Raw genomic sequence first — 12,379 nt, 5'->3', positions numbered from 1 at the left:
CCGCTGCGCTCGGCGCCCTCCGTCGACGCGGAGGCGCTGGACAGATGCGGGCGACGGGGTGGCCGGCCGTCGCGTACGGGGCAACGCCGACGCCCCTCTGGATGACGGACAGGTCCGATGACCAATCACGGTGATGATGTGCGCCCGGACCTCATTCACCGTCAGGGCGCTACGCCTGCCGCTCGAGCCCGGTACCCGGCCGATCACCACACCGACAACGCCCTGATCGCGAAGACCTCGACGTCGGGGGCAGATGTCCTCAGTGGGCCGCTCTCTATGAAGGCGGGGACTGCTGTCTAGGAGCTCGAGGTTGCTTTTGCGCGGCAGTTGGTCTGTGCCGTCGGGTCCCGCTGCGGGTCCAGGAGGAGCGCCAGCAGCCGCGGAGCGGCGAGGACGAACGACCTGGACGTGCGAGGGCTCGGCGGCAGGATGGCCGGCCGCGAGAGAGCAGCGGATCGTAGAGTCAGCGCGCCGGTGGGGATCGGTGGGCGGCCGGGGACCCGGGCTCATCTCTCTATCGCCTCCTCATCGGGAGGATCAGGTCACGTCGGAGGGGACTTCGCTCCGGTGGCGCATCTCAGGGAAGGGCCGTCTATCCGGCCAGAGCGGTAGTTGTGGCGCCTGCCGGAGCGAAGGGCTGGTTGGTGGTGAGCATGTGCCAGATGGCCTCGGTGAGCTTGCGGGCGATGTCGACGCGGGCGACCGAGGGCCCGCGCTGGCGGCCCAGCCGGGTCCTGGTGCGCTGGTAGCGGGCGGCGTAGACCGGATGCCGTGCGGCGTGGACGGCACTTTCGACCATCGCCCAGCGCAGGTACTTGGGGCCGTTCTTTGCCAGCGAGCCGCGCCAGTCATGACCTCCGGATTGATCCACCGAAGGACAGAGTCCGGTGTAGCCGACCAGCTTCTTCGCCGTCGGGAACCGGGTGATGTCGCCGATCTCGGCGGCGATCGTGTAGCCCAGCACCCAGCCGATGCCCGGTGCGGTCATCAACGTCGGCACGTACCGATGGTCGGCACCGGCTGTGCGCAGCGCCGCCTCGCAGACGTTGATCTCCCCGTCCAGGATCGCGATCAGCCGCAGCGCGGCGGTCACGTCGCCGGCCCACGGCTCAGGCAACTCGAGCCGGTCCAGTTGCCGCCGTCCCTCCGCGCCGAACAGATCCGACACCGGGCACGGATGGCCGAAGGCCATCAGCGTGGCGTGGATTCTGTTCTTCAGCGCGGTGCGGTGGCGCACCAGGTGCAGCCGCCAGCGGGCTCGCTCCCGGTCCCCGCGCACTCCAGGGGTCGGCAGCCAGATGGCCGGCAGCAGATCCCGCCGGGACAGCTCGGCCAGCACCCACGCGTCGATCTTGTCGGTCTTGCAGGCCAGCGGTCCGAAGCCCTTCACCTTGACCGCGTCGGCGATCTCCACCGTCCAACCGTGCAGCTCCAACTGATCGTGCACGAACCGGGCGCCGTTCATCGACTCGATCACCGCCATCACCGGCTGACCGAACTCCCCGAGCCGGTGCACGAGCGAGGCCAGCCCGCCGGCATCCGGCGCCGCGCGGGTCAACAGCACCGATGTTCCCGCCTCGTCCATGGCATGCACATCCAGACGAGCCCTGCTCAGATCCAACCCGACATGCAACATGAGGACCGGGCCTCCTTCCGTCACCCTTGCCGGCTCTCACCGCAAGCGTGATCCGGGGGGAGGCCCCCGCCTTCATGCCATTCAGGGACACGGCCGGGCCCGACCCGCAGGGCAGCTCTAGGGACATCGCCGGATGACTACATAGGACGAGCAACGCCGGTCCGTCTTTCCTTGAGGCAAAACCCGTAACAGGTCTGCCGATGGCCGGGGCACCACATAACCCCTCGGGCACCACGTGTGACCCTTCTCGCCGGAGCCGCCGCTTCTCGAGTCGGATCAGATGTCGTCGACGATCCACGCCTGAATCGAGCGCTGCTCCTCGTCGGTGAGAAGCATCTGCGCATTGGCACACAGGGAACAGACATTCTGGGCCCACGCCTCTGCCAAGGATCTCGCGCCCACTGCCGCAGTCATGGTCTGGCCCGCGTAGACCAGCCCCTTGATCACGAACGCGATGGCATTGCGCGGGACCGGGTCACCCAGCAAGTCCGTCCGGTCCCGAACCCGCTTGGATGTGAGCGTCAGGTGGAACGGATGAGCAGCAAGGTCCGCCGCGAGAGCCGTGAAGAGAGTCCGGTAGGCCTTGGCGGAGAGCGCCGGAGCGCCGGAGACGGTGCACACCTGCTAGAGGAACTGACCGAGATCAACCCTGTCGGGGCGCTGGATGTCGGCCGCCGAATGACGAGCCGGATCAAAGACGTAACCGGGTGGCGCCGCCTCATAGCTCAGGTCATCCAGGTACAGCGCAAGGAAAGCGCGAAACGATCCTGCCCCGTACCAGTCCGAGTCCTTGATGGCCGGGTCGACCTTGAGTGCCGCCTGTGCCGCGGCGGCCGACGTGAGCGGCTTCTCCGCCAGTCGCACCGCGTCTCGGATGGCCTCCTTCACCGCCGCGATGTCGTACGCCGGCTCTGCCTCCGCACGCTCAGTCGCCGTCTCTCGCGCCTGGGACGATGGAGCCACCGCGATCGCAGGTGCGCTCTCGAGCGAGGGATCGTCCGGGTCCACTGCGTCACCCAGAGCCGCGGCGACGAGTTGTTCAGCCGTCACGAATGTGTCACAGGTCGCGCGGTATGCCGCTGCCGTGAGGCCGGCGGTCACAACGGTTGTTCGACGGTCCTGCGACCGGAGGCGATGGAGGACCGGCGTGAAATCTGCGTCCGCAGAGAGTATGACGAACTCGTCATACCGGGTGTCGTTGCTGAGCGCGTCCATGATGTCGAGCACCATGTAGATGTCCGCGCTGTTCTTTCCCTGCCCGGTCAGCGGCGGACAGTCGACGGCGCGGAATCCGCTCCGGGTGAAGACCGCCCGGAAATTGCCGAAGGCGACCGGGTTGAGATAGACGGTCCGCACCAGGAACCGTCGCCTGGGTGAGGCGGGTCGGCCACCGCCGCCTGCCTCCAGCCACTCGATCCACTGGGCAGGACGGCTCGCGAACGCCTCCGCGGCCGCTGGGTCCAGTGTTCGCAGGCCCAAGTAGATGTTGTCGAAGTCCACGTACAGCGCAGTCCGGTGTTCCGGCACGTCCTCGCGCAGAGTTGACACCTCACCCCGGTGATCGCGACTCGCTGGATCCTCAGCCTACGGGCCCGCGCCGACATGATCACCGCACCGCCAGATGCTCACGTGCCACGCGTGGCCGCCCAGCGGTTTACGCGCTTCGGGTCAGCATTCGGGGGCGCCCCGCCTCGCAGGAGTGCGCATACGGGTAGCCCTGAGCCCTGGCGCAGGGTGTCTCATGGTGGGCCGCTGGGACAGCATCAAGGCTTGCCGTGAGGTCGGCGTACGGAACATCGGCGGAGACTGCGCTCATCCCGCGTTGACGAGGTCGTCCCACGGCAGAGCAACGTCCAGGCCCCGAGGGAGATCGACGTCAGCCCGCGCTGTCTCGAGTTCACCGCGACCGGCCACGACGTGGTCGAACAGGTCAGCGGGAGCGGGCAAGTCGACGAACGGCGCTTGGAGCCTGCCCCGTGGTGTCGTGCTGGCATCGGCCGTGGTGGCAGTGGCCAGGACGGAAGGGTCTCGTTTCTAGCGCCGACGCGTGTCACCATCCTCGTGACGCTGTCGTCCACGAGGGGACCGACGCGTTCACGGGGGTTCCATCCGATGCGTTCGCGTCTGTGCGTTCTTGCTGTACTCACCGTCGGGCTGCTGGCCGGCTGCGGTCCCGACTCCGAGGCCACCGCCCCGGCGGCCGCCTCCTCACCGGCGGCCTCGGCATCGGCGGCCGTCGGCTGGGTCGGCCCATCGGGGTTGGAGGTCGAGTCCGAGGACGCAGCCCGTGCCGCACTGGAGGCTGAACGCGTCGAGGCCGAGCGTGTCGCCGCCGAGGCGGCGCAGGAGGCCGCGGCGGCGGCTCAGCAGGCGGCCGCAGCGGCCGCCGCCCAGGAGGCGGCGGACGAGGCGGCCGCAGCACAGCGGGCCGCGGCGGAAGCCGCGGAGCAGCAGGCGGTCATCGAGGCCGAGGGTGGCTGTCCGCCCGGCTGGTACTTCGACGACTACCTGGGTTGCACCCAGGACACCGCGGGCGGCGACTCCTCCGTCGGCGGAGACGACGGGTACGTCTCCTCCGACCTCGAGGTCCGCTGCTCCGACGGCACCGCCACCGTCGAGGAGTGCTTCGGACCGGGTTCCGACCTCAACGGCAACGGCATCGCCGACGTCAACGAGTAGGCGGGGCCCCACGCCGCGCCGGCCGGCGCTGACCCCGGCGCACCCGTAGCTCTCACGCCAGAAGCCAAGCAACGCACGGGCCGGCATCACCGCAGCGGTCGTGCGCCGCTGGCCGTGGCGCAGGCCCGCGCGAGCAACTGCCGGCCGAGCGGGAGCAGGCACGGGCGGCGGCGCCTGTGGTCTGCGGCCGACCGCACACGAACCGACCGCCGGACTGGCGTACGGCAGCCGAGGGCCCGACATGGCCCCCTGTGGCTGCCTCACCTCTGCCGGGGCCCCAGGCCCAGGGGCGCGGTGGCCCTCCGACCTCCTGCAGCCAGTGGGTCCCCCGGTACGGGTGGCTTGCCGGCTCAGGAGGCGCGACCGTCCTGCCGGATCTCGGCCTCGGGGAGTTCGTCCAGGCTGACCGGTGCGGATGCAGCCGGCCCAAAGACCTTCACGGCCGCGGTGATGGTGCCCCGGAGGACGCGCTGCACGTAGTTCGCGGCGGCCATGGGCCCCACGCCGAACGGCAGGAGCCCGGCCAGAAGGGGCGGCCCCACCGTTAGCGCCCAGGCCCGGAGGATCTCCGGCTGCGAGGCGGCGATCTCCTGCCGCTGCTCCGGCGGCAGGTCCACCAGACGGCCATACGCAGCGGCCTGACCCAGCAGGTCCGCACGGGGCCCCAGGACGGCGTCCGGACGGATCCTCCTGGTCTTGTCGAGCTCGACCGCCTGGTCCGTGAGGATCAGCAGCACGGCGATGCGGGTGAGTTCGGGATCGGTCAGGTCCCGCTCGTAGAGCAGTCCGACCTTCACCGCCGCACTCACCGCCTCCTTGAGGACCTCGCGCAGCGCGACGGGCAGCGCGGCGGCCGAGATCGCGGTGCCGTAGCCGGGAACGATGGACGGCAGCGAGTAGGAGACCGCTCGCGCCGCCCGGATCCGGTTGCCGCGCGTCGCCGGGCCGACCAGGTCTGCCGGCGCGACCAGCGGCTTGGCCTCGCGGACCTTGGTGACGGCCTTCTGGGCCTCCTCCAGGGACGGCTCGAGCGTTCGGTTGATTACCGCCATCGCCCGCTCGACCGTCGCCTCGAGGTCGAACTCCGGCTTCGGGAGGTTGAAGACGCTGGTCATGACGCTCTCCTCCGGATCACCTGGGCCGTGGACGCCCCTGGAGGATGCCAGCCGGATGCGGCCGGATCGACGGGTCGGCACGTCGATTCCACGCTCGTCCTGCGGTCACCGGCTCGATACGAACAGTGGGTCGCCGGACGTCGCCGCGATCCCGTCGCCCCTTCCGTCACCTCGATCCGGGAGGCGGATGGAAGCCGCCGACGGGGTCGACTCAGCCGTGCGGCGCGGGGTCGTCGAGTGCCGTGGCGGCGGCCGCCCGCCGCGGCGGGGACTCGAGCGCGTCCAGTGCCGGGTCGGTGAGATCGTGGCCGCCGGCGACCTCGACGCTGGCCCACCACTCGAACCAGACCTGTCCCCGGTGGCGCCCGGGATGAGTGGTCGGACCCGTCACCGCGAACGTCGCCCAGTCCGGTGTCGCGCCCGCCGCGACCGCCTTGAGCCGGAGCTGCCCGCGGAGGCCTGCCGCTGCTCGCTCACGGTTGTCGTAGGGCAGCGCGGCGGCGGCCGTGTACTCCACGGGACAAGCGTCGCCTGAACTGTCGTCGCGGCGCAGCAGTCAACGCAGGCTGTCACCCGTGGGTGTCTGTCGGCTGCCGCGGGGGGCAGGCGCACCCGCTCCGGGCGCACCGACGTCAGATGCCATCGGACGACGCTGGGGTGCATCACCCGCTTCGTTTCCCTTCATCAGCGGCCGCACCCCGCGGGCCGCAGAGATCCACCTCTGCGCCAGCCCCCATCCCGGCAGGATGCTTAGGCTTCGCGGGGTGCAAGTTCGGCAGCAGCAGGTGAACACCAAGTACGGGTTGTTGACCATCCACCTGATCGAGGTGGACCAGGGCTGGGTGGCGAAGGTCGACTCGCGCCACGAGGCCGTGCCGGTGCACCAGGTGACCGACGGTCCCATCGCCGGCAGCGCCGACCAGGCCCTCAACCGGCTCCTGCTGGCGGTCGAGCGGAGTTAGGACGGCACGGTCGCATCACGCGTCGTCGCCAGGGGCGCGTCGCAGCGCGTGCGGCGCGACGACGGCGGCTACATCGAACCTGTGTTCGTTCCACCTCGCCTCATCCACGAGCAGTTGTTCGACCCGCCCCGCGAGGTCCTGGTCCTCAACGACGGCCAGCGGTGGCCCGGGGAGCAGAGCGCGTGGCGGCTGTGCGATGACGGATTCGGCTGGCGTGCCGCGGTCACCTGGCGGCAGTTGCACGACTACGGCTGGGGCCGGCACCTGACCTCGGTGCGACCCGAGCAGGTGCGCCTGCCCTGACCGCCTCGGGTGCGCCCCGAGTCGGCGACGGGCGACCATCGGCGTCCCCTCTTCGGCGCCGCACTCACCGACTGGCATACCGACCTGCTGCGCCCCCGCCTCTGCGGCGACGACTGGCGCCCTCGTGGCCACCGACGCCGACGACGCCGGCCGCGAGCTACCCGCGGTGCCGTTGCCCATGATCTCGACTTCGCAGCTACCCCGCGTGGGCGATTGCTCCAGCAACAGACGGCAGGCAAGGTCCACGTTCCGCGCGCCCGCACACCCATCAACTCTCCTGGGCGCCCAGTCGCCTTGGTCGCGGGCGTCGCCCTGCCATCCAGAACGGACACCATGTTCTACCGCCGCGCCATCGCCACCTTGGCACTAGCCGCCACCGTCACGCTCGCCGCCTGCAGCGAGCAGGACGCCCAGTCCGCCGACCCATCTGGCACGTCGGCGGCACCGACCAGCGCCACCGAGGACGTCGCCAGCGACGACTCGTCAGCCGCTCTGACCGAGTTCTGCGAGCTTGCTGACCAGCTTCGCTCCTCACAGGACTTCCATGCCACGACTGCCATCATCGAGTCGATGGTGGAAGCTGCACCCGCGGACTTTCGTGAGCAGATGGCGGCCTACCTCTCTGCCTGGCAGACCGGCGACAACATGACGCTCGCAGCGGCCGGCGAGCCGGTCGACGCCTACCTGACGGCGAACTGCGGCTGGGAAAGCACGCAGCCCGAGCCGGGATCCGAGCCGCAGCCCGGAGAGCAGGAGGACTCCGCGGCCATCGCGGCGTTCTGCACGGAGTACCGAGCGTTCCTGAACCTGCAGACGCGCTCCGAACGGGTCTACGGAGAGGAGCTGCAGCGGCTTGCTGGACTCGCGCCAGCAGGCATCGCGCCGCAGATGTCCGAGTTGGCCCGCATTTGGGCCGACAAGGGCTACCGCAACAGCGATACCGGCGGCGCTGCGTATGACGCGGTGGAGAGCCAGGTCAACAGTTGGGTCGCCTACAACTGCGTCGGCGACTGACCGAACGCCGACGGCGCGTCGACTCAACCATGCCGATCTGAGCAATCCCGGCGGAGGTGTAGCCAGCGATCGAGGCGTACGGGTACGTCACCACTGGCAGCCACGGCGCAGGGATGTCTACAACCGCGCCCACAATGCGTCGTCCCTACCCCGAGCGGGAGAACACCGACGACGCGATGGACGTTGGTGCGCTGACCCGCGGCTAGGGCGGTCAGTACCCGAGCGTTCTCGTCGCCATCGAGCCCTCGCTAAGGACAACCGGGCCTGACTGGAAGCACCGGGCGGCCTCCTGGCGCGCGGACCACCACCTACTACCCCCTGCCATTGGAGGTTTCGCGTGCGACCGGCTCTCCGCCGCCTCATCCGCGCCGCAGCGCTCGGCGCGGTGCTCGTCGTACTCGCCGGATCGGTGACGCCGACCGCGGCCTGGGCGCACGAAGACCCAGTGCCGCACACCCACAAGGACGGCCTCGGAGTCGACGAGCCGTGCACCGACGTGGAGGCGGTGTGGGCCCGTGGGTCCGGCGAAGACCTCGGCGACGGGCGGCTGGTGTCCTTCGCCGAGGACGCCGCTGACGGCACGATCGAGGATGCCGACGACGATCCCGCCTTCGACGTCTTTACCGACATCCTGAGCAGCCGCCTGGACGCGGCGCCCGAGGGGTTCACCTACCGCACCCTCGAGATCGGTCGGGGTTCTGGCTACGGCGGCTACGACTATCCGGCGGAGAACGTCTCGAACGTCTTCAACGGCAACGCCTTCGGCGCCTGGGTGGAGGAGCACTCGCTGCCTGCCATGTTCGACGCGGCGCCCGTTTTCGACTATCGCGACAGCGTGCGGCAGGGGCGGCTGGAGCTGAGCAGCTACCTGGTCGACCGTGCGGACAACTGTCCGAGGACCAGGTTCGTGCTTGCAGGGTTCTCCCAGGGAGCGCAGGTCGTCGGCGAGGTATACACCCTCGAGGACCTGCCTAACACTGTCCGGGAGCGACTGATTTTCACCGCCTTGTTCGGTGACCCGAAGTTGTTCCTGCCCGAGGGCCTCGGGGACTTTCCGCCGGCGTGCCTCGGCATAGGCCTTTCTCAATACCGGCGGACCATCGGTAACTGCGCCATCAACAACGGCTCGCTGGGGGGTCGCTTCCCGTACGTGCCTGCTCAGTGGGACGACGCGGTCGGGTTGTGGTGCAACGACTGGGATTTCGTCTGCGGCGGCTCCATGAGGCCTTGGTCGACGTCAACCCACGCCTACGCCTGCTGCGGCAATGCGATGGACGAGGCTGCGCGGGAGATCGTCGCCCGGCTCACCGGCGCCTACACAGGTGCCGGCACGGGGACCCAGCGGCACACCTTCGCCCCGGCCGGCACCGCGCCCGGCCAGGACATGGCGTTCGTGATCGACACGACCACGTCGATGGCCGACAACCTTGTCGCCACCCAGGCCAACGCTACCCACCTGGCTCAGACCGTCATCGACGACGGTGGCCGCGTGGCTTTGGTGGAGTACCGGGATAAGGAGAGCGACTTCGTCGCCCGCGCGCTGACGCCGCTGACAAGCGACCCGGCGGCGTTTCGTCGCGCGCTGGACGCGCTCACCACGACCGAGGGCGCCGGTGGTCACAACACCGATGCGCCGGAGGACATGCTGTCCGGTCTGATGCAGGCTTTCGACGCCCTGGAGTGGCAGCCGGGCTTGCCAAAGGCCGCGGTGGTGCTCACCGACGCCGGCTACCACGACCCGGACCGGGCCAGTGGCCACACCTACGACGATGTCAAGCGCCGCGCGCTGGAGATCGACCCGGTGAACGTCTACCCGGTCCTCGTCGCTACCCCGGTCGGCTACGCCTCCGATCCTGGCGCCGCTGCCCAGTTGACAGCGCTGGCGCAGGCGACCGGTGGACAGCTCGTCGACGCCACCGCCGTCGGCGCTGCCAAGGGCCTTGAGCAGGTCACGCAGCTGCTGACAGCCCGCCCGGTGGTCAAGCTGCCGTTGGCAGCCTATTGGGGTCAGCCCGGGGAGGAGTTCAGATTCGACGCGTCGACCTCCTATGCGGTCGGTGCGCCCATCAGCCGGTTTGAGTGGGACTTCGATGCCGACGGCACCATCGACGAGCAGACCACCGACCCTGTCACCTCACACCGCTACCAGGAGGCTTTCGACGGGATGGTGGAAGTCCGGGCAATCGCCGCCGACGGAAACGTCGGCACTGCCTCGGCCACCGTGCTTGTCACCACCGAGTCGCCCCGCGAACGTCTGCCCCACGCCCCCACCGACCTGACCGCAACCGTGCTCGACACCGCCACCGACGGCACCTACACCATCGAGCTGACCTGGACCCGGACGGATGAGCGGGCCGAGGCCTGGGACGTCGCCGTGGACGGGGTACCCGTCGGGCAGGCGCCAGCGACCACGACGTCCGTGACTGTCGCTGACGTCCGCGGCGATGCAGCTGTCGACTTTTCCGTCGCTGGCCGCACCGCTGACGGCGTCGGGGACGCTACCGGAGTGGCCCTGGAGAGCCGTCCGATGGCCGCGTCCACCTCGGGCACCCAAGAGACCTCGGGGACACGGGGTCTGCCGCTGGTCGGCATCGTCGGATCCGTCATCGCCACGGCGTTGCTCATTGGCCTTGGGGCCTTTTGGCTGCATCGCCGTAGGCGCTGAGCGCCACCCGGGCCGGGGGCCGGCGGGCACGCTAGCGCCGGACCTGCTGATGCGTCTTCGGCACCCGCCCATGCCTGACCGGGCGATGGGACCTTGCTGTCACACGCGAACAGGTCAGGTCCTTGGCGGTGTCCCGGATCAACGGGGGCGGGAGGTTGCGGTGCGGTACCGTGCCCCGCACTTTTCAAGATCCGCCGCGACTGCGGCTGCTGCACAAATCGGGGTAAGGGTGACCAGCAACAACGACTACCTGCGTCGCATCGAGCGGCAGAACCGCGAAGCGGCCTCGCAGGCGGCTCAGCGGGCCGAGAGCGCTCGGCGGGCCGATGCTGATGCGGCTCGGCAGGCCGACAGGCACTCCGCCAACATGCAGTACGCGGTTGAAGACGCGGCCGCTGCGCAGATCAAAGCCGCGCAGCGCATCGCCGCCGACGCCGAGGCGGCCGCAACCGCACGGGAGCAGAACCGGCGGGCGCACGAGGAGAACCTGCGGCGGCGCGAGGGGCAGCGGCGGCAGCGGCATCTCGCCTACCACTCGGCCTACGTGGCCGCCCACCCCGGCCAACCAGTCGACGCACTGCAGATTGAGCACATGTGGCGGCAGGCGGAGGCGCATGAGGAGCAGCGGGCGCGGGCGGCCTACGGCCTCTACCTGCAAGCGCAGCGCAACGCACCTCGTCCTGGTGTGCCCACCGTTGTATTGGTGGGACTGGCGCCGCTGACCGTGTTGGCGCTGCTGATGAGTGGCCCGTACGGCGTGGTTCCGGCCGTGCTATGGGTGGGTCTGGCCGTACTACGAATGCGCAAGTCGGGCGACCGCCTGCCACAGGCCGTCCTTCGGCCCGTCGCCCTCGTAGCGCCGGTGGCGGCCATTACGGCTCTGCGGGACAGCGGCACCACCTTCACGCCCGTCCTGACGGCGGTGCTGATGGGGCTGATCTACGTCACCTGGCTTCGTGTCGCTGATGGGGGGCGCGAAGAGCCCCTACCGTTCGAGGCCTTCTTGGAGAACTTCATCGCCGACCGGCAACGACAGGGCGCGTTGTACAGCTGAACCCAGGTCTTCCCTTAGAAGACGTTGCAGAAGTAGGTCCTCGGGCTCTGCCCGTCGATGCGGCGTCGGCGCAGGTTGTGCGTCATGTCGTCGCCGGCGTCTTCCCCGCCGCCGCGGTTGATCAGTGACGAGCTGTGGGCGCTGGTCGAGCCGCTGATCCCACCGCGCAAGCCGGCCGTGCACGGCCGCACCGGCCGGCCGCGGACCTCCGACCGGGACGTGCTCGAGGGCATCGCCTTTGTGCTGTCCACCGGGATCGGCTGGGCCAGGCTGCCCGGTGAGCTCGGTTACGGCTCGGGCTGGACCTGTTGGCGGCGGCTGCACGAGTGGGCCGAGGCCGGCGTGTTCGACCGGCTGCACGTCGCCGTGCTCAACCAGCTGGGCGAACGCGGCGAGCTGGACTGGACGCGGGCGTCCCTGGATTCGGTCAGCGTCCGGGCGAAAAGGGGGGTGAGCTGACCGGTCCGAACCCGACCGACCGGGGCAAGAGCGGCAGCACGTACCACCTGCTCGTCGACGCGCGCGGACTACCGCTCAACGTCGCCGTCTCCGGCGCCAACCGCAACGACAGCATGCTGGTCGAGCCGATCCTGGACGCGATGCCGGCGATCCGCCGGGGCGGCCGCGGGCATCCCCGTCGCCGGCCGCTCAAGCTGCATGCCGACAAGGGCTACGACGTTCCCCGAGTCCGCCGCTACCTGCGCCGCCGCGGGATCACCGCCCGGATCGCCCGCATCGGGCGCGACTCCAGCGCCCGGCTGGGCCGGCATCGTTGGGTCGTCGAACGCACGCTGGGCTGGCTGCTGTCCTACAAACGCCTGGCCCTGCGCTACGACCGCACTGCCACGACCATCACCGCGCTGGCCCGACTCGCCGTCACGCTGATCTGTGCTCGCCGGCTTCCGCGCGACTAATGCAACGTCTTCTTAGAAGTCGTTGCATTAGTGGCTA

General features: G+C 69.8%; 12 protein-coding genes. 7 read left to right on the top strand and 5 right to left on the bottom strand.

Annotated elements, in window-relative coordinates; all coding sequences use genetic code 11:
• Positions 1-592: 592 nt before the first annotated feature.
• The 3 genes from ACI8AA_RS01300 to ACI8AA_RS01290 all read right to left on the bottom strand — a co-directional run bounded on the left by ACI8AA_RS01300 (position 593) and on the right by ACI8AA_RS01290 (position 3,163).
• Positions 593-1,636 carry an IS110 family RNA-guided transposase gene (locus ACI8AA_RS01300; RefSeq protein WP_457042706.1) on the bottom strand — a complete coding sequence of 348 codons (1,044 nt, stop codon included), beginning with the start codon at positions 1,634-1,636 and terminating at the stop codon, positions 593-595.
• A gap of 276 nt (positions 1,637-1,912) precedes the next feature.
• Positions 1,913-2,257, bottom strand: coding sequence for a hypothetical protein (locus tag ACI8AA_RS01295; RefSeq protein WP_457042705.1), 345 nt, complete (start codon positions 2,255-2,257; stop codon positions 1,913-1,915).
• Between the two features lie 3 nt (positions 2,258-2,260).
• Positions 2,261-3,163 (bottom strand): NYN domain-containing protein, encoded by a 903-nt coding sequence (locus ACI8AA_RS01290; protein ID WP_457042983.1) that lies wholly within the window; start codon positions 3,161-3,163, stop codon positions 2,261-2,263.
• Between the two features lie 585 nt (positions 3,164-3,748).
• Between ACI8AA_RS01290 and ACI8AA_RS01285 the strand changes: the two genes are divergently transcribed.
• Positions 3,749-4,315: a hypothetical protein gene (locus ACI8AA_RS01285; RefSeq protein ID WP_457042704.1), complete on the top strand. Its 567-nt coding sequence runs from the start codon at positions 3,749-3,751 to the stop codon at positions 4,313-4,315.
• Between the two features lie 350 nt (positions 4,316-4,665).
• On the opposite strand, the gene ACI8AA_RS01280 is transcribed toward ACI8AA_RS01285, so the two are convergent.
• Both ACI8AA_RS01280 and ACI8AA_RS01275 read right to left on the bottom strand, forming a co-directional pair.
• A complete protein-coding gene (locus tag ACI8AA_RS01280) occupies positions 4,666-5,430 on the bottom strand; it encodes a hypothetical protein (protein WP_457042703.1) in 765 nt (254 codons plus the stop codon).
• Between the two features lie 211 nt (positions 5,431-5,641).
• Positions 5,642-5,947 carry a hypothetical protein gene (locus ACI8AA_RS01275; protein WP_457042702.1) on the bottom strand — a complete coding sequence of 102 codons (306 nt, stop codon included), beginning with the start codon at positions 5,945-5,947 and terminating at the stop codon, positions 5,642-5,644.
• A 247-nt stretch (positions 5,948-6,194) separates the two neighbouring features.
• Here ACI8AA_RS01275 and ACI8AA_RS01270 point away from each other — a divergent pair, with 247 nt between their 5' ends.
• The 6 genes from ACI8AA_RS01270 to ACI8AA_RS01245 all read left to right on the top strand — a co-directional run bounded on the left by ACI8AA_RS01270 (position 6,195) and on the right by ACI8AA_RS01245 (position 12,342).
• Positions 6,195-6,392, top strand: a complete 198-nt coding sequence (locus tag ACI8AA_RS01270) for a hypothetical protein (protein ID WP_457042701.1) — start codon at positions 6,195-6,197, stop codon at positions 6,390-6,392.
• Positions 6,393-6,440: 48 nt separating this feature from the next.
• Positions 6,441-6,695 (top strand): hypothetical protein, encoded by a 255-nt coding sequence (locus tag ACI8AA_RS01265; protein ID WP_457042700.1) that lies wholly within the window; start codon positions 6,441-6,443, stop codon positions 6,693-6,695.
• A 333-nt stretch (positions 6,696-7,028) separates the two neighbouring features.
• Positions 7,029-7,709 (top strand): hypothetical protein, encoded by a 681-nt coding sequence (locus ACI8AA_RS01260; protein WP_457042699.1) that lies wholly within the window; start codon positions 7,029-7,031, stop codon positions 7,707-7,709.
• Between the two features lie 337 nt (positions 7,710-8,046).
• Positions 8,047-10,374, top strand: coding sequence for a cutinase family protein (locus ACI8AA_RS01255; RefSeq protein WP_457042698.1), 2,328 nt, complete (start codon positions 8,047-8,049; stop codon positions 10,372-10,374).
• A 229-nt stretch (positions 10,375-10,603) separates the two neighbouring features.
• On the top strand, positions 10,604-11,428 hold the full coding sequence (locus ACI8AA_RS01250) for a hypothetical protein (RefSeq protein ID WP_457042697.1): 825 nt from the start codon (positions 10,604-10,606) through the stop codon (positions 11,426-11,428).
• Between the two features lie 84 nt (positions 11,429-11,512).
• Positions 11,513-12,342 (top strand): IS5 family transposase gene (locus ACI8AA_RS01245; RefSeq protein ID WP_457042696.1). Its coding sequence is split into 2 segments (ribosomal slippage): positions 11,513-11,869 and positions 11,872-12,342, totalling 828 coding nucleotides; the frame shifts between segments, so codons are not numbered across the junction.
• The last annotated feature ends 37 nt before the right edge of the window (positions 12,343-12,379 follow it).

The sequence above is a fragment of the Geodermatophilus sp. SYSU D01180 genome (assembly GCF_054050415.1).
This window is presented reverse-complemented; position numbering and strand designations above follow the sequence as displayed.